Here is a 17,288-nt window from a genome sequence, read left to right as displayed (position 1 = left end):
TTGATCCGGACTTTCCGGTGGACCGGGTGGAGTTCATGCGGGCGGAGACCGGGCCGGTGCTGGTCCTGGACGAGGCCATGTTCGCTTCACTGGACACGTGCGACTCCGCTGGTGAGGCGGAGCTTGCGGGTGTGGTGCCGGGGGAGGGTGCGGCCTATGTGCTCTACACGTCGGGGTCGACGGGGCGTCCGAAGGGTGTGGTGGTCTCCCGGGCGGCGCTGGCGAACCTGGTCACTGACATGCGGGCCCGGATACCGCTGAGCGCCGATGACCGCCTGCTGGCGGTGACCACGGTCGGCTTCGACATCGCCGGTCTGGAACTGTTCGCGCCGCTGATCTCGGGTGCGTGCGTGGTGCTCGCGACCCCGGGGCTGGTGCACGACCCGGCCGCACTGCGCGAGACGCTGCGCAGCGAGCGGGTCACGGTGATGCAGGCGACGCCGAGTCTGTGGCGCGCGGTCGCCGACGAGGCCGGGGATGCGCTGCGGGGGGTGCGGGTCCTGGTGGGGGGCGAGGCCCTGCCCACGGATCTCGCGGGGCGGCTGACCGCCTCGGCCGCGTCGGTGCTGAATGTGTACGGGCCGACGGAGACCACGATCTGGTCCACCGCCGCCGAGGTCACCGGAGAGGGTGCGGTCTCTATTGGAAGGCCGCTGTCCCGCACGCGGGTGTATGTGCTGGACGGTCATCTGCAGCCTGTTCCGGCCGGTGTGCCGGGGGAGTTGTATATCGCGGGTGCGGGTGTGGCGCGTGGTTATCTGAAGCGTCCCGGGCTGACTGGTGAGCGTTTCGTCGCCGACCCGTACGGCCCGGCGGGTTCCCGTATGTACCGGACCGGTGATGTCGTCCGCTGGAACGGTGCTGGGCATCTTGAGTATCTGCGGCGTGCTGATGATCAGGTCAAGGTGCGCGGGTTCCGTATCGAGCTGGGTGAGGTGGAGTCCGCGCTGGCCGGTCATCCGGACGTGGTCCGGGCCGCTGTCGCCGTCCGGGAAGACCGCCTGGTGGCGTACCTGGTCAGCGGTGGCGCGGAGGTGTCGGAAGCGCGGTTGCGTGACCATCTCGCGCAGAGTCTGCCCGCTTACATGGTCCCGTCCCTGTTCGTGGAACTCGACGCGCTCCCGCTGACGGCTAACGGCAAGCTCGACCGCAAGGCCCTGCCCGACCCCGAGTTCCCCGCCACCGGTACCGGACGCGCTCCCCGTACCCCGCAGGAAGAAGTCCTGGCCGCCCTGTTCGCCGACATCCTCGGTCTGGAACAGGTCGGCATCGACGACAGCTTCTTCGACCTCGGCGGCGACAGCATCCGGTCGCTTCAGCTCGTTTCCCAAGCCATCCGCGACGGCGTTGTCTTCACGGTGAAGGACGTATTCGAGCAGCGCACGGTGGTCGGTCTGGCGTCCATCGCCAAGGCGGGTGCCCTGCCCGACGCCCCGGCGGCCGACGCACCGTCCGCCTCCGCGGAGTTCGACATCGACGTGTCTCTCACCGGCCTGAGCCAGGACGAGCTGGACCTCCTCCAGGCCGAGTGGGAGTAGCCCTCAACCCGTTCGAGGCCCCCGACAGACCCGACGCATTCCACACCGAAAGAGATCGCCATGACCATCGCACCGATCAATGGAATTCGCCTGAGTTATCAGGATTCTGGGGGTACGGGTGAGCCCGTCGTCATGGTGATGGGGTCGGGTGCCACCGGCCGGGCGTGGCATCTGCACCAGGCTCCCGCGCTGGTCGCCGCCGGGTATCGGGTCATCACCTTCGAGAACCGCGGCATCGCCCCGAGCGACCTCTGCGCCGAAGGCTTCACCGTCCAGGACATGGTGGGTGATGTCATCGGCCTGATCGGGCACCTCGGCCTGGGCAGTTGCCGCCTCGTCGGGACCTCTCTGGGGTCGTACGTCGTCCAGGAACTGGCCCTGCTGCGGCCTGACCTCGTACAGCAGGCCGTGCTCCTCGCCACCCGAGGGCGGGTGGACGCCATGCGCCGGGCGCTGACCCGGGCGGAGATCGAGCTGTACGACTCCGGTGTGCGGCTCCCGCCGAAGTTCGACGCGGTGGTCCAGGTGATGCGGAATCTGTCGCCGCGCTCGCTCCTGAACGACGTGGAGGTGAGCGACTGGATAGAGGTCCTGGAGGCCACGTCGGGGACCGGCCCCGGGGAGCGTGTGCAGCTCGGTATCGATCCGGTTCCGTCGCGGCTCGGGGCGTACCGGAACATCTCCGTCCCGTGCCATGTCATCGCCTTCCAGGACGACTTGGTGACACCGCCCGAGCTGGGGCGGGAGGTGGCCGAGGCGATCTCGGGAGCCACCTTCGAGGTCATTCCCGGATGTGGCCACTACGGGTATCTGGAGGACCCGGATTCGGTGAACAAGGGCATCGTCGAGTTCTTCCGGACCGTCCGGCACTGACGGCCCGGCTCACCCCCTCCACCCCGGAACCGCCCCGGCCACCCGTCGTGGCCGGTGGCGTCACGCGCACTTTCCTTTCTCCCCTTGCGAAGTGAGGTCCCATGAGTCAGCAGCACGGCTGGAAGCCCCTCGAGATCACCGCGGACGATGCCGGGGTGGATGCGACTCCGGCGGGTCTCGCGGAGTTCCTGGCCGACACCGACACGATCGACAGCATGCTCATCGCCGAGAAGGCGCTGGTGTTCCGCGGCTTCCAGGTGGCGGAGAGCACGCTCGAACCGGCCATGGACCTGCTGCTGCCCAACCGGCTCGCCTATGTGCACGGGAACTCGCCGCGCTCCAAGGTGGGCAGCAACATCTACACCTCGACGGAGTACCCGAACGAGCTGACGATCTCCATGCACAACGAGCTGTCCTACGCCTATGCGTGGCCCTCCCGGCTGCTCTTCTTCGCGGCCCACGAGCCGACGACGGGCGGGGCGACTCCGGTGGTGGACGGCGCGCTGTGGCTGGAGTCGCTGGACCCGGCGATCCGCGAGGCCTTCGCGGGCGGTGTCCGCTATGCGCAGAACCTGCACGGCGGGCGGGGTCTGGGCAAGAGCTGGCAGGACACCTTCGAGACCGAAGACCGCGCGGAGGTCGAGGCCTTCCTCAAGGGCACGGAGGCCGAGTGGGAGTGGCGCGGGGACGGCGGGCTGCGGGTGACGCAACTGCGTCCGTCCACCGTCCGGCACCCGGTGACGGGGGTCGAGGTGTGGTTCAACCAGTCCGACCAGTGGCACCCGGCCGCGCTCGGTGACGAGACGGCGGCCGAGCTGGCGCAGATCCTGCCCGAGGAGGAGCTGCCCCAGTCCGTCAGGTTCGCCGACGGGAGCGCGATCCCGGACGAGTACGTGATCGAGGTGCGGGACAAGGGGCTCGACGCGGCGGTCGACGTGGACTGGCGCACCGGCGATCTCATGCTCATCGACAACGTCCTGGTGGCCCACGGACGGCGGCCGTTCACCGGCCCCCGCCGGGTCCTGGTCGCGATGTCCGGCTGAGGAACCAGGCTCCCGCGCGCCGCCCGCGACCGCCCGGCGCACCCCGATCCGCTTCGCCCTTCGCCCCCGTACACGAGAACAGGATGGCCATGCCCTCTGCACCGATATCGTCCGCCTCTACGGATCCGGTCCCCGCGGAGACCGGCTGCCTCGACGGTCTGCGGCTCGACCACGTCGAGCTGTACGTCGAAGACCTCGACGACCGGGTCGGTCACTGGGTCGACAGCTACGGGTTCACCGTGGTGGGCACCGCGGGCTCGCCCGAGCAGGGCTTCCGCAGCGCCGCACTGCGTCAGGGCCGGATCACGCTGGTCCTGACCGAAGGGACCAGCGACGAGCACCCCGCCTCCGCTTACGTACTCGGCCACGGGGACGGTGTCGCCGCCATCGCCCTGCGTACCGACGATGTCGCGGCGGCTTGCGCGGAGGCCGTCAGGCGGGGTGCGCGGACGGTGGCCCAGACGTCCGGACACCACGACGGCGGGGTGGTCGCGACGGCGACCGTGGCGGCCTTCGGCGACCTGACGCATCCGCTGGTCCAGCGCGATGCCGCCGACACCGCCGGGCTGCCGGCCGGCTTCCGGCCGGTGGAGCACTCCGGGGCGGCCGACCGCGGGGTGGGGCTGCTGGAGATCGACCACTTCGCCGTGTGCGTGAACATCGGTGAGCTGGAGCCGACGGTCCGCTTCTACAAGGAGGTCCTGGGCTTCGACGAGATCTTCGAGGAACGGATCTCCGTCGGCACCCAGGCCATGCTGTCGAAGGTGGTGCAGAGCCCGTCCGGCGAGATCACCTTCACCATCATCCAGCCCGACCCGTCGGCCGACCCCGGTCAGATCGACGAGTTCCTGAAGAACCACGACGGCTCGGGCATCCAGCACATCGCGTTCTCCAGCGACGACGCGCCCCACTCGGTGCGCACCCTGTCGGGGCGTGAGGTCGGCTTCCTGCAGACGCCCGCCGCGTACTACGAGCTGCTCGGCCAGCGGCTCTCGCTGCGCAAGCACACGCTGGACGAGCTGCGCGAGCTGAACCTGCTCGTGGACGAGGACCACGGCGGCCAGCTGTTCCAGATCTTCACGCGCTCGACGCACGCCCGGCGCACCCTGTTCTTCGAGGTCATCGAGCGGATCGGGGCCGAGACGTTCGGCAGTTCCAACATCAAGGCGCTGTACGAGGCGGTCGAGCTGGAGCGGCAGCGCGAGAACGGGCTGCCCCGGTGAGCAGTGGCGAGGTCCCGGCGGCGGCGGTGAGCATCGGCGATCTGGAGCGGGCCGCTGCCGCCGTCCTGCCCCGGCCGGTCTGGGACTTCGTATCCGGTGGCAGTGGTGCCGAGCTGACGCTCGCGGCCAACCGCACGGCCCTGGACCGCGTACGACTGGTTCCGCGCGCCCTGCGGGACGTCTCGGAGTGCTCGACGGCGTCCACGCTCCTCGGGCGCGCGGTGTCGATGCCGGTGGCCACGGCGCCGATGGGGTACCAGAAGCTGGTCCACCCCGAGGGTGAGCTGGCGGCGGCCCGCGGGGCCAAGGACGCCGGGGTTCCGTTCACCGTGGGGACGTTGAGCAGTGTCCCGCTGGAGCGTGTCGCCGAGGTGGGCGGCACCACCTGGTTCCAGCTCTACTGGCTGCGTGACCGTGCCATGTCGTACGAGCTGGTGCGCAGGGCCGAGGACGCCGGATGCGCCGCGCTGATCCTCACGGTCGATGTGCCGTGGATGGGGCGGCGGCTGCGGGACGTGCGCAACGGGTTCTCGTTGCCGCCCGAGGTGGAGGCCGCCAACTTCACGGTGGGCGCGGCATCCGAGGCGCACCGTCCGGCTCCTGGGGGATCGGCGCTCGCCGCGCACACCAGCACGACGTTCGCCGCCTCGCTGAGCTGGTCGGACGTGCGGGAGCTGCGGTCCCGTACGGAGTTGCCGCTGATCCTCAAGGGCATCCTCGACCCGGCGGATGCCGTGCGGGCCGTCGAGTGCGGAGCGGATGCCGTGGTGGTCTCCAACCACGGGGGGCGCCAACTCGACGGCGCGATACCGGCGGTTGACGCGCTTGAGGCGGTGTGCGCCGCGGTCGACGGGCGCATCGAGGTTCTGGTGGACAGCGGGTTCCGCGGCGGGGCCGACGTACTGAAGGCGCTGGCGCTCGGCGCGAGCGGTGCCCTCGTGGGCCGCCCTCTGCTGTGGGGGCTCGCCGCGGGCGGCGAGGCCGGGGCGCGGGAGGTCCTGGGCCTGCTGGCCACGGAGCTGCGCGACGCGCTGGGCCTGGCCGGGTGCGGCAGCGTGAGTGAGGCCCGCCACCTGCGCACCGCCAGGGGCCCGTTGCCGGTGGGCCAGCCAGGGAAGGACGACGAAGGGATGCTGGCGAAGTGACCGTCATACCGAACGGGGCGACCGCCCATCTCGCGGCGGGCGCCGCGCAGTTGACCACCGAGAGCCTGCACGGCTCGCTGGAGGACCCGGCGCTCGGGTCGATGAACTTCCTCAACGAGATCGCCCAGCTCTACCCCGACGCGGTCTCGTTCGCGCCGGGCCGGCCCTTCGAGGGGTTCTTCGAGACCTGCCAGGTCCACGACTACCTGCGCCGCTTCGAGCAGTACCTGAAGGAGGAGAAGGGGTACGGCGACGAGGAGGTGCGGCGCACGTTCTTCCAGTACGGGCGCACCAACGGCATCATCCATGAGCTGATCGCCGACCATCTGCAGGTGGACGAGGGGATCTCGGTCCCCGCCGGGTCGGTGGTGGTCACGGTGGGCTGCCAGGAGGCGATGTTCCTGGTGCTGCGCGCGCTGCGCTCGGACGACCGCGATGTCGTACTGGCCGTCTCGCCGGGCTATGTCGGCCTGAAGGGCGCGGCCCGGCTGGTCGACATGCCGGTACTCGAGGTGGCGGGCGGCCCGCGCGGGATCGACCTGGCGGATCTCGCGGCCACGGTCCGCGCGGCGCGCGCCGACGGGTTGCGGCCGCGCGCCTGCTACCTGGTGCCCGACTTCTCCAACCCGGCCGGCACGAGCGTGGACCTGGAGACCCGGCGGGCCGTCCTGGACTTCGCGGAGCAGGAGGATCTGCTGCTCCTGGAGGACAACCCGTACGGCTATTTCAGCGCGGACGGGGAGCGGCTCCCCACCCTCAAGTCCCTCGACACCCACCGCCGGGTCGTCTACCTGGGGTCGTTCGCCAAGACAGGCCTGCCGGGTGCCCGCATCGGGTTCGCGGTGGCGGATCAGAGCGTGGCCGGGGCGGACGGTGAGGTGGGCCTGTTCGCCGACCAGCTCTCGAAGATCAAGAGCATGGTCACGGTCAATACCTCCCCCATCGCCCAGGCGGTCATCGCCGGGAAGCTGCTGACGCACGAGCGCAGTCTGCTCAGGGCCAATGAGCGGGAGATCGCGGTGTACCGGGGCAACCTGGAGCAGCTCGTCGCCGGGCTGCGCCGGCACTTCCCGGCGGGCGGCGGTTCAGGGGTGAGCTGGAACACGCCACGGGGTGGCTTCTTTCTCGTGGTGGACGTGCCGTTCCCCGCCGACGAGAAGCTGCTCGAGGTCTCGGCCCGTGACTACGGCGTGCTGTGGACGCCCATGCGGTACTTCAGCACGGACGCCGCGGCCGCCCGGCAGATCCGGCTGTCCTACAGCCTGGTCACCCCGGAGCAGATCGACGAGGGACTCGAAAGGTTCGCCGCGCTGGTGGCCGACCAGCCGACCAGCTGACCGGCGACCGGCTGACCAGCTGACGTTCTTCGATCGAAGGGGAGTCACGTTTCCCATGCGCACCGCGGTCATAGCCGGAACCGGCCTGATCGGCACGTCCATCGCCCTCGCCCTGCGCGGGCGGGGCATCACCACGTATCTGATCGACGCCGACCCCGCCGCACTGCGGACCGCCGAGGCGCTCGGCGCCGGGCGGGCCGAGGAGCCGCGCGAGGTGGCGGACATCGCCGTGCTCGCCGTGCCGCCGGTCCAGGTGGCACCGGTGCTCGCGATGCTGCAGAAGCGGGGAACGGCCCGCTTCTACACCGATGTCGCGAGCGTCAAGGGCCTGCCGTGCCGGGAGATCGAGGCGCTGGGCTGTGAGATGACGTCCGTGGTGGGCGGGCATCCGCTGGCCGGTGGTGAGCGGTCGGGGCCGCTGGCCGCCCGCGCCGACCTGTTCGAAGGGCGCCCCTGGGTGCTGGTGCCGACCGCCCTCACCAGCGATCTGGCGCTCAACTCGGCCTTGGAACTGACAGCGTTGTGCGGGGCCACGCCCGCGCTGTTCGACCCCGAAGACCATGACCGGGCGGTGGCGCTCGTCTCGCACGCCCCGCATCTGATCGCGAGCCTCGCCGCGGCCCGGCTCCTGGACGGCAAGGAGTCGGCACTGCGGCTGGCCGGGCAGGGGCTGCGGGATGTCACCCGCATCGCGGCGGGCAGCCCGGCGCTGTGGACGGACATCCTGTCGGCGAACGCCGGGCCGGTCGCCGATGTGCTCGAGGCGTTCGCGGGCGATGTACTCGAAGCGGTGGCGGTCCTGCGGCGGTGCGCCGAGGGCGGCGACGGTGCGGCGGAGCTGTCCGAGGCGCTGCGGCGCGGGGTGGACGGACGGGCCAGGATCCCCGGCAAGCACGGGGTGCCCGATGCCGCGTTCACGGCGGTGGAAGTGTCCGTGGGCGACAGCCCGGGCGAGCTGGCGCGGCTGTTCACCGACGTGGCGGCGGCCGGGGTCAACATCGAGGACATCGACATCGACCACTCGGCGAGGCAGCTGCTCGGGCGGGCGAGACTCGCGGTGGCCTCCGGAGCCGAACGCGTGCTCGCGCAGGAGCTGCGGAACCGCGGCTGGGCCGCGCAGCCTTCGAACGGGCTCGGTGGCCAGGACGCTTAGCCTCGGCGGCCGCCCGGGCCGAACGGAAACGGAGCCGTCCCTGAGGGGAACGGCTCCGTCCGCGAGCGGGAACGACCGGTTCGCGCCGGGCGACCGGGGTACTTCCGCTACGCCGAGGCCAGCGAGAGCTTCACCGTCTGCACCGGAGTCGACGGCTGGTATTCGTAGTCGAACTCCTTCTTCGCCTGATGCGAGGGGGTGAAATGCGGGCAGACGATCGGCCCGAACTCGCCTCCCGGATTGCCGTTCGGCAGCGTCCAGCCCAGATACCAGCTCACGCAATAGCCGTCCGGCGCGCCCCAGCCGCCGCCGGGCTTGAGGTCCTCGACGTAACCGGTGACCCGTGTCTTGCCGTTGCTCTGCACGCAGAGCTTTATCTCACCGCGCCCCCAGGCCTGCTCCTCGCTGCCGGTGATACAGCCCGGCTCGGCGGTCGCGGCAGCCGCCGAGGGCGCTGCCTGGGCCATGGGAGCGGCGAACAGCGTCACCGCTCCGAGTGCCGCCGCCACCGCCGTGGTACGAACCGTACGTCGCATGAGCATTTCCCTCTCTCCATCTCTGGCTGAGCTGATGTGCGAAAATGGCACATTCCGGGCGCGCAGCCGTCGAACGAGCTTGGCGGCCGGGGCACTTCCGCTACATCCAGAACCGCCCGAGCCTTACCTTCTCCACCGGAATCGCCGACTCGTACTCGTAGTCGAGCTGCTTCTTCGTCTCACGCGAGGGGGGTGGGGTGAAATGCGGGCAGATAAACGGCGTTTCTTCGTCCATCGGCTCGCCGTCCGGCCCCGTCCAGCTCAGATACCAGCTCACGCAAGCGCCGTCCGGATCGCCCCACCAGCCGACACCGGGCAACAGGTCCTCGATGTAACCGGTGACTCTGGTCTTGCCGTTGCTCTGCACACAGGCCTTTATCTCACCGCGCCCAAAGTCTGTCTCCTCGCTGCCGGTGATGCAGTCCGGCTTGGCGGTCGCGGCGGCCGCCGGGGGCGCTGCCTGGGCCGTGGGGGCGGCGAGCAGCGTCACCGCTCCGAGTGCTGCCGCCACTGCCGTGGTACGAACCGTACGTCGCATGAGCATTTCCCTCTTTTCGATAAGCGGGATGGTGCCGGGCTAGGACGCGCAGCTGCTGAGGTCGCGCTGTCCCGCCCCGGGGGTGCCGAACTCCCACCGCGCGGCGGACAGCGACCGCTTCGGCATCGGCTTCGACCGGATCCGGGGCTCAGCGGGAAGGTCGGGCCGCCCGCCCGCGGCGTCCACCGCCATGGGCTGCGACCTGCCGTCGAGGACGGCGCGGCCCAGCGCCGTGATGCGGTGGTTCATGGTGTTGCGGTGCCGCTCGGAGCGGATCAGCCCGGCCTTGCGCAGCACACTGGTGTGCTGGCTGACGGACGCGGCCGACGTGCCGACCCGCTGGGCGAGTTCACTGGTGGTGCCACCGGCCAGCGCCAGGCGCAGGAGCTGCGCCCTGGTGCGCCCCATGAGCGCGTCCAGCGCTTCCCCGTCCTTGGCCTGCGGGCTCCACAGGGCGCGCGACGCCTCGGGGTCGGGCTGGGCGGAGAAGACGAAGACCGGCCGACCGTTCGTTCCTTTGACGTCACGGAACAGCACCCCGGGCCTGGCGCCGAGGAACAGCGAGGGAGCCAGCAGCAAACCCTTGCCGTCGAGTTCTATGTCCACGTCGTCGGCGGCCGGTACCTCAAGAACGCGGCCGACCATTCGGACATCCGAATGCAAAAAATTAAGGAGATGCTCACCGCCATCGGCCTGCGCCTTCATGCGCGCTTCCCGCTGCAGGACCAGATGGGCCAATATCTGCTGCCAATAAGGGGCTATCGACAGCTGGATGAAGTCTTCCATGGCGGCCCGGATTTCTCGTCGGCTAGGGCCCGCCGAAACATTTCGTTCACCTGGCGACTTGTCACACTCGGGACCGAGCAGCCATGTGAGATCTGGGATCCTCCTCAGCATCTTCACGACGCTGATCAGTTCGTCGCTGGAACCGATCCGCCTGGCCAGCTGATTCCGCCACTCCTTGAACTCGGAATCGCCCTTTCCGCTTACGTGGTGGATGGAGAACATAGCTTCGGACACGGGGCCCAAAGTTGCCATCATGTGTACGTTCTTGACGTCCTCGTGTCTCAGATGAATGCGTAACACGTTATTCCCCCGGCAACGCCATAGTCACAGCTGAAATCTGGCACCGGCTTCAAAATAGCAAGCATGAATCAAAATGGCACGGGTGTATGCCTGATTCAGTCGAGACCAAAGGGGCTTGCGTGAGAGGCGATTGCCGTGATAACGAAGGGGCGGGTGTGACCAAAGAAAAAAAGAGTGGCGGTGGCCGCCGGGGGAACGACCACCGCCACCCGCTCAGGCGTCCCGCTTGCGCAGGACGACGTACCCGGCGACCACCGCGGCGGCCACCCACACCAGGACCACCAGGAGCGCGCCCATCCGGCCGTAGGGCTCGGTGTCCCCGTCCATCAGGTGCTGGCCCGCGATGGAGGGAAGGTAGTCCAGGATCTTCTTGGTGAAGTCGCTGCTGGAGAGAGCCAGCGCGCCCGGCAGGCCGGCCAGGACCATGAAGACGGTGGTCAGCGTGCCCACGGCGCTGCGCACGGCCGCTCCGACACCGATGGCGAAGACACCCATCAGCGCGATGTACACACCGGTCGTGACGATGGTCGGGATCGCCTTGCCGAGGTTGGTGTCGGCGTACTCGAACAGCAGCGGTGTGGTGGTGGCGGTACCCACGGCCGAGAGCAGCATGCCGGTCACGAACATGACCGGGGCGATCACCGTGATCTTGGAGAACAGCATCCGGCCCCGCAGCGGCACGCACTGCAGCGTCGAGCGGATGCTGCCGGTGGAGTACTCGGTCGTGATCGCCAGCATGGCGAGGGCGATCACCGCGAACTGCACCATGTTCACCGCCATCACCGACGGGTGGGCGATCGGGATGTCGGCGTCCTTGCCGTCGCTGCGGTAGCTGCTCGCGATGCTGGTGCCGAGGCCGGGTGCGAAGAGGGCCATCAGGGCGAAGGAGCCGGCCAGGCACCACCACGTGGCCTTGACGGACCAGAGCTTGGTCCACTCCGCGGCGATCGCGCCGATCGCCTTGCCCCGGCCGTGCGAGGCCGTGCTCAGCGTGGTCGTGTTCATGGTTGAGCTGGACATGACTCAGGCCTCGACTTCCTGCTGGCCCCGCTGCGCGGCGACGGGCTTCGACGACTTGTACTCGACGCTGTTGGCCGTCATCTCCATGTAGGCCTGCTCCAGCGACGCTTCGACCACCCGGAGTTCATGCAGCCTGAGGCCCGTCCGGAAGGCGAGATCGCCGATGGCCTCCGCCGTCGATCCGGACACCAGGATCTCGTGCTCCTCGTTCCGCTGGACCTTGAGGGACTCCGCTTCGAGGCGCGCCACCAAGTCGTCCATGCCCGGGCCGTCGGGCGTACGCACCCGGACGGCGGTCAGCGAACTGCGGGCGATGACCTGGTCGATCGTGTCATTGGCGATGAGCTTGCCCTTGCCGATCACCACCAGGTGGTCGGCCGTGAGCTGCATCTCGCTCATGAGGTGGCTCGACACGAAGACGGTGCGGCCCTCTTCGGCCAGCGACCGCATCAACTCGCGTACCCAGCGCACCCCGTCCGGGTCGAGGCCGTTCACCGGCTCGTCGAAGAGCAGGGTCTGCGGATCGCCGAGCAGCGCGCTCGCGATGCCGAGGCGCTGTCCCATGCCCAGCGAGAAGGAACCGGCCTTCTTCTTGGCCACCTTCTCCAGGCCCACGGTCTCCAGGACCTCTTCGACCCGCTTGCGTGGAATGCCATTGCTGCGCGCCATCGCCAGCAGGTGGCTGTAGGCGCTGCGCCCCGGGTGGAGCGCCTTCGCCTCGAGGAGCGCCCCGACCTCGCGCAGCGGATGCGTGAGTTCGGCGTACGGCTTGCCGTTGATCAGGGCCTCACCGGACGTCGGGCGGTCCAGGCCCATGATCATACGCATGGTGGTCGACTTGCCGGCGCCGTTCGGACCGAGGAACCCCGTCACCTTTCCCGAGGCGATCTCCAGGTCCAGCTGGTCCACGGCGATCGCCGTGTCATAGCGCTTGGTCACTCCGCGCAGTGTGATCATTGCCCGTCCATCCTCAGGTGTCCTTCCATGTGAACGACCGTACGGGGCCCGCCCGGACAGGTCTTGTGCCGATCGGCACGGCGGCACTACGACTTTCGACAGAGAGCGCGGGTGCTAGAGAAGGTCCTCGAACTCGTCGATCTCCTCCTGGGTGATCTCCGCCATCGCCACGTCGGACGGCGTCAGACCACCCGCCTCCGGCCGCTCGGCGTGCTCCACCAGGGCCCGCAGAGCCCGGAACCACAGCCCGCCCAGCTCCTCGACGGAGCCGTCCGCCAGCAGTCGGCGGGCCCAGCTCCAGGTCGCCACGAGTGACGGGCCCTCCGGCCCGTCCGCCGTGAACGAGTTCAGCTCGACGACATGCGCGAGCGGGGTCTCCGCCGCCTCCCCGGACGGCCCCCGCACACCGGGCTCGGGGCCCCACGCGGACTCCCCGCCGGCGCCACCCGGCGCCGCGAACCGGCCCAGGTAGTTGAACCCGAGCTGGGCCCGCGCGCCCGGCGCGAGCCGCCGCGCGCCGTCCGGGTTGAGGTAGCGCAGCAGCCCGTAGCCGATGCCACCGTCGGGAACGGCTCGCAGCTGCTCCTTGACCCGCTTCAGGACCGTGCCCGCCGCGAGGCCGCCCGCCCAGGCGTCGGCGCGGTCGAACGTCCCGGTGCCGAGGCGTACCGGATACATGCTGGTGAACCAGCCGACCGTACGGGAGAGTTCGGTGCCTTCCACGGCGCTCTCCGCACGGCCGTGACCCTCCAGGTCCACCAGGAACGCCCGGCCCCCGCCCTGGTCGCGCCACTCGGAGAGCGCCCAGGCGAACGCCGCGAGCAGCACGTCGTTCACGCCCGCGTTGTACACCGCCGGGACCGAGGTCAGGAGCGGCCCGGTCACGTCGGACGGCAGCGTCAGCTCGAGCCGGTCCGAGGTGCTGTGGGTGTCCAGCTCCGGGTCCAGCGGGCCCGAGCCGATCAGGGGTTCGGGGTCGGCGACCATCGCCGCCCACAGGTCGGTCTCCGCCACCCGGGCGGGCGCCGCCGCCTCGTCCCGCAGGCGCTGGGCCCAGTGCCGCAGGGAGGTGCCGACGGGAGCGAGCTTCGGCTCCCGGCCGGCCACGGCCGCCTCCCACGCCTCCACCAGGTCCGGGAGCAGGATGCGCCACGAAACCCCGTCCATCACCAGGTGGTTGACCACCAGGAGCAACCGGCCGGGCACCTCGGGACCCCCGTCGAACCAGACCACCTGGAGCATGATCCCGGCCGCCGGTGCCAACCGGTCCGCGGCGGCGTCCGCCTCCGCGGCGTACACCTCCGCCAGCCCGGCGTCGTCCAGGTCCCGCACATCCACCCGCCGGACCACCGACGCGGCCTCGACCGCCCCGGGCTCGGCGATGACGCAGTCCCACCCACCCGGCGCGGCGGCCGGATCGCCGGACCGGGTCGCCCGCATCCGGAGCGCGTCATGGTGATCGAGCAGCGTCCGCACGGCCGACCGGAGGTGCGGCAGGCCGAGATCAGCCCCCACCCGCAGCACCGTCGACTGGTTGAACCGGTCGATGGATCCGCCGCGTTCGGCCAGCCAGTGCATGATCGGCGTGGCGGGCATCGGACCCACCCCGGCACCGGCCTCCTCCCGCGCCGTACCGCCGCTCCGCTCCGTCGCGACCTCGGCGAGGGCCACCACCGTCTTGCGCTCGAAGACATCCTTCGGCGAGATCACCAGGCCAGCCCGGCGCGCCCGGCTGACCAGCTGGATCGACATGATGCTGTCGCCGCCCAGGTCGAAGAACGCGTCGTCGATGCTCACCTCGGCCACACCGAGCACCTCGGCGAACAGTCCGCACAGCAGCTCCTCGCGCCCGGTGCGCGGCGCCCGTCCGGCGAGCGCCGCGGCGAACTCCGGCACCGGCAACGCCGTGCGGTCCAGCTTTCCGACCGAGGTCAGCGGCAGGGCGTCCAGCTCCACGATCACCTGCGGGACCATGTAGTCGGGCAGTGTCCGTGCCAGGTGCGCGCGCAGCTCCTCCTGGGCGTAGGAGGCCGCCGGGACGACGTACGCCACGAGGCGCTTGTCCCCCGGCCGGTCCTGCCGCACCACGACGGCGACCTGCGTCACCGAGCCGCTCGCGGTGAACGCCGCCTCGATCTCGCCGAGTTCGATGCGGAAGCCGCGGACCTTGACCTGGTTGTCGGCCCGGCCGATGAACTCCACCAGACCGGCCTTGTTCCACCGGACCAGGTCACCCGTGCGGTACATACGGGTCCCCGGCGCGCCGAACGGGTCGGCGACGAAGCTCTTCGCCGTCAGGACCGCGCGCCCCCAGTAGCCCCGCGCGAGGCCGGAGCCCGCGATGTACAGCTCACCCGGCACGCCGGGCGGTACCAGCCGCAGGGACGCGTCCAGGACGTAGTGCCGCATGTTGTCCAGGGGACGGCCGATCGGAACGCCGCCCGCCGGACCGTCCACTTCCCGGCCGCCGACCTCGTGGCTGGTGGAGAATGCCGTCGTCTCGGTCGGGCCGTACACGTGCACGACCTTGGTCGACGGGCAGTGTTCGAGCACCCTGCGCATCGCGGCAGGCGAGGCGATGTCCCCGCCGGTCCACACCTGCCGGACGCGCGCCAGGCACTCGGGGTGCTCCTGCGCGAGGACCCCGAACAGACCGGTGGTGAGGAAGAGCGCGGTGATCCCGTGGTCCACGACGAGTCGGCTCAGCGCGTCGATGTCGAGGTCCCCCGGCGGTGCGACCACGACCCGGCCGCCGTTGAGCAGCGGCGCCCACAGCTCGAACGTCGAACCGTCCCAGGCGTGCGGCGAGTGCAGCGGCACCCGGTCCACCACACCGTCCAGCCAGCGCCGGTCCCGCGCGAGGTCCGCCACGTCGGCATGGGTCGCCGAGACACCCTTGGGGGCGCCCGTGGAGCCGGACGTGAATATCACGTAGGCCAGCCGGTCCGGCTGGACGGCGAGGCCCGGGTTGTCGTCCCGCTCCGGTCCGGCGGTCGGTTCGCCACCGTCCACGACGAGCACGGGCGCGCCCTCGGCGACGTCCCGCGCCCGGGACCGCAGGGACTGATCGGTGAGCAGTACGGCCGCCTCGGTCTCGCCGAGGATCCACCGCATCCTGCTGTCCGGATAGGCCGTGCTCAGCGGTACGTAGACACCGCCCGCCTTGACCACCGCCAGCAGGGCGACGACCAGGTCGGCGGAGCGCTCCATGAGCACGCCCACGCGCGCCTCCGGGGCCAGGCTCGCCGCCAGTCGGTGCGCCAGGCGGTTGGCGCGGGCGTTGAGTTCGGCGTACGAGAGTGACGTGTCGCCGAACACGACGGCCACCTCGTCGGGGCTGAGCGCCGCCCGGGCCTCGAACAGCTCGGGCAGGGAGCCGCGCGGCAGTTCACGCGTGGTGTCGTTCCACTCCTCCAGCAACTGCCGCCGTTCGGCCGACCCGAGGGCAACCGCCTCGCCGATGCGCCGCTGGGGGGCGCCGGTCAGGGCGTCGAGCACCCTGATCAGGCGCTCGACCAGGGTGCGGGCCGTGTCGTCGTCGAACAGGTCGCTGCTGTAGCCGAGGTGGCCCGCGTAGCCCTCGCTTCCCTCGGAGAAGGAGAACAGCAGGTCGAACTTGGCCGCCTCGGTGGCGGTGCCCTCGACCGACACGGTCAGGCCCGGCAGCCCGGCCGATGCCGCGAGCGCCTTGCGGTCGTCGTCGTTGTTCCAGCTCAGCACGGTCTGGAACAGCGGGTGGCGGGCGGTCGAGCGTTCCGGGCCGAGCAGGTCCACGATCCGCTCGAAGGGCACGTCCTGGTTGCTGTAGGCGGCGAGGTCGGTCTCCCGTACCCGGTCGATGAGCTGGGCGAAGGTGGGGTCGCCGGAGAGGTCGGTGCGCAGGACGAGGGTGTTGACGAAGAACCCGATCAGGTCCTCGACCGCGTCGTCGGTGCGGCCCGCGACGGGCGAGCCGATGGGGATGTCCGTACCGGCGCCGAGGCGGGAGAGGAGCACGGCGAGCGCCGCCTGAACGACCATGAACGCACTGGCCTGGCTCTCCCGCGCCACCGCCTCGACCCGCTCCCGCAGCCCCCTCGGCACCTCGAACGCGACGGCCCCGCCCCGGTGGGAGGGAGTCGTCGGCCGGGGCCGGTCGGTGGGCAGCTCCAGCTCCGCCGGGAGGTCGCCCAACGTGCGCTGCCAGTAGGCCAGTTGCCGGGACATGGGGCTGTCGGGGTCGTCCTCGGAGCCGAGGACTTCACGCTGCCAGAGGGTGAAGTCGGCGTACTGCACCGGCAGCGGCGCCCACGCCGGGGCGCGGCCCTCGACACGGGCCGTGTACGCGGTCGTCAGGTCCCGCGCCAGCGGGGCCAGCGATGAGCCGTCCGCCGCGATGTGGTGGATGACCAGCAGCAGTACGTGTTCGTCCGTCCCGACCTCGAACAGGGGCGCCCGCAGCGGGATCTCCGCCGCGAGATCGAACCCGTACGACGCCGCAGCGGCCAGCCGCGCCGCCAGCGCACCGTCCGGCACCCGCTCCGTCTCCAGGCGGGGCCGCGCGTCCTCGACCACGACTTGGTACGGGTCGCCGCTGTCCGCGTCGCCTGCGAACAGGGTGCGCAGCGACTCGTGGCGCTCCACGACATCGGCCAGTGCGGCCTCTAGGGCCGCATGGTCGAGTGGGCCGGTCAGGCGGAGTGCGACCGGGATGTTGTAGAGCGGGCTGCCCGGCTCGTACTGGTGCAGGAACCACAGCCGTTGCTGGGCGTGGGAGAGGGGGATGCGGGTGGGGCGGTGGCGGGTGGTGAGGGCGGTGCGGGCGGTGGTGGCGGTGGTGGTGAGTGCTTGGGTGAGGCC

General features: G+C 70.5%; 13 protein-coding genes. 7 read left to right on the top strand and 6 right to left on the bottom strand.

Annotated elements, in window-relative coordinates; all coding sequences use genetic code 11:
- The 7 genes from ACWC5C_RS41580 to ACWC5C_RS41550 form a co-directional block, all read left to right on the top strand.
- Positions 1–1,538 (top strand): non-ribosomal peptide synthetase (locus ACWC5C_RS41580; RefSeq protein ID WP_450884481.1); only part of this gene is annotated, 1,538 nt, incomplete at its 5' end.
- A 60-nt stretch (positions 1,539–1,598) separates the two neighbouring features.
- Positions 1,599–2,411 carry an alpha/beta fold hydrolase gene (locus tag ACWC5C_RS41575; RefSeq protein ID WP_450884479.1) on the top strand — a complete coding sequence of 271 codons (813 nt, stop codon included), beginning with the start codon at positions 1,599–1,601 and terminating at the stop codon, positions 2,409–2,411.
- Positions 2,412–2,512: 101 nt separating this feature from the next.
- The gene (locus tag ACWC5C_RS41570) at positions 2,513–3,454 is read left to right on the top strand and encodes a TauD/TfdA family dioxygenase (RefSeq protein ID WP_450884477.1); all 942 of its coding nucleotides are present in this window, start codon (positions 2,513–2,515) and stop codon (positions 3,452–3,454) included.
- 89 nt (positions 3,455–3,543) lie between these two features.
- Entirely contained in the window at positions 3,544–4,677 is a 1,134-nt protein-coding gene (gene hppD / locus ACWC5C_RS41565; RefSeq protein ID WP_450884475.1) for a 4-hydroxyphenylpyruvate dioxygenase, read from the top strand.
- Positions 4,674–5,822 carry an alpha-hydroxy acid oxidase gene (locus ACWC5C_RS41560; protein WP_450884473.1) on the top strand — a complete coding sequence of 383 codons (1,149 nt, stop codon included), beginning with the start codon at positions 4,674–4,676 and terminating at the stop codon, positions 5,820–5,822. Before hppD ends, ACWC5C_RS41560 begins: the two co-directional genes overlap by 4 nt.
- Positions 5,819–7,159 carry an aminotransferase-like domain-containing protein gene (locus ACWC5C_RS41555; RefSeq protein ID WP_450884471.1) on the top strand — a complete coding sequence of 447 codons (1,341 nt, stop codon included), beginning with the start codon at positions 5,819–5,821 and terminating at the stop codon, positions 7,157–7,159. The genes ACWC5C_RS41560 and ACWC5C_RS41555 overlap by 4 nt, the downstream gene beginning before the upstream one ends.
- A gap of 55 nt (positions 7,160–7,214) precedes the next feature.
- On the top strand, positions 7,215–8,312 hold the full coding sequence (locus ACWC5C_RS41550) for a prephenate dehydrogenase (RefSeq protein ID WP_450884469.1): 1,098 nt from the start codon (positions 7,215–7,217) through the stop codon (positions 8,310–8,312).
- 107 nt (positions 8,313–8,419) lie between these two features.
- On the opposite strand, the gene ACWC5C_RS41545 is transcribed toward ACWC5C_RS41550, so the two are convergent.
- The 6 genes from ACWC5C_RS41545 to ACWC5C_RS41520 all read right to left on the bottom strand — a co-directional run.
- Positions 8,420–8,848 carry a hypothetical protein gene (locus ACWC5C_RS41545; RefSeq protein ID WP_450884467.1) on the bottom strand — a complete coding sequence of 143 codons (429 nt, stop codon included), beginning with the start codon at positions 8,846–8,848 and terminating at the stop codon, positions 8,420–8,422.
- 100 nt (positions 8,849–8,948) lie between these two features.
- Positions 8,949–9,359 carry a hypothetical protein gene (locus ACWC5C_RS41540; RefSeq protein WP_450884465.1) on the bottom strand — a complete coding sequence of 137 codons (411 nt, stop codon included), beginning with the start codon at positions 9,357–9,359 and terminating at the stop codon, positions 8,949–8,951.
- 66 nt (positions 9,360–9,425) lie between these two features.
- Complete coding sequence (locus ACWC5C_RS41535; RefSeq protein WP_450884463.1) at positions 9,426–10,172, bottom strand: ArsR/SmtB family transcription factor; 747 nt, start codon at positions 10,170–10,172, stop codon at positions 9,426–9,428.
- Between the two features lie 513 nt (positions 10,173–10,685).
- Positions 10,686–11,477 (bottom strand): ABC transporter, encoded by a 792-nt coding sequence (locus ACWC5C_RS41530; protein ID WP_450884461.1) that lies wholly within the window; start codon positions 11,475–11,477, stop codon positions 10,686–10,688.
- Positions 11,478–11,495: 18 nt separating this feature from the next.
- Positions 11,496–12,449 carry an ABC transporter ATP-binding protein gene (locus ACWC5C_RS41525; protein ID WP_450884459.1) on the bottom strand — a complete coding sequence of 318 codons (954 nt, stop codon included), beginning with the start codon at positions 12,447–12,449 and terminating at the stop codon, positions 11,496–11,498.
- A gap of 114 nt (positions 12,450–12,563) precedes the next feature.
- On the bottom strand, positions 12,564–17,288 hold a 4,725-nt coding region (locus ACWC5C_RS41520; RefSeq protein ID WP_450884457.1), incomplete at its 5' end, for an amino acid adenylation domain-containing protein.

The organism is Streptomyces sp. NPDC001700, assembly GCF_053596435.1.
Note: the sequence above shows the minus strand (reverse complement) of the source record. Positions and strands in the feature narration are given on the sequence as shown.

Excerpts from the sequence above, each read along its gene's own strand:
- ACWC5C_RS41575 (WP_450884479.1), top strand. The coding sequence starts at position 1,599 with ATGACCATCGCACCGATCAATGGAATTCGCCTGAGTTATCAGGATTCT.
- ACWC5C_RS41570 (WP_450884477.1), top strand. The coding sequence starts at position 2,513 with ATGAGTCAGCAGCACGGCTGGAAGCCCCTCGAGATCACCGCGGACGAT.
- hppD (WP_450884475.1), top strand. The coding sequence starts at position 3,544 with ATGCCCTCTGCACCGATATCGTCCGCCTCTACGGATCCGGTCCCCGCG.
- ACWC5C_RS41550 (WP_450884469.1), top strand. The coding sequence starts at position 7,215 with ATGCGCACCGCGGTCATAGCCGGAACCGGCCTGATCGGCACGTCCATC.
- ACWC5C_RS41545 (WP_450884467.1), bottom strand. The coding sequence starts at position 8,848 with ATGCGACGTACGGTTCGTACCACGGCGGTGGCGGCGGCACTCGGAGCG.
- ACWC5C_RS41535 (WP_450884463.1), bottom strand. The coding sequence starts at position 10,172 with ATGGAAGACTTCATCCAGCTGTCGATAGCCCCTTATTGGCAGCAGATA.
- ACWC5C_RS41530 (WP_450884461.1), bottom strand. The coding sequence starts at position 11,477 with ATGAACACGACCACGCTGAGCACGGCCTCGCACGGCCGGGGCAAGGCG.
- ACWC5C_RS41525 (WP_450884459.1), bottom strand. The coding sequence starts at position 12,449 with ATGATCACACTGCGCGGAGTGACCAAGCGCTATGACACGGCGATCGCC.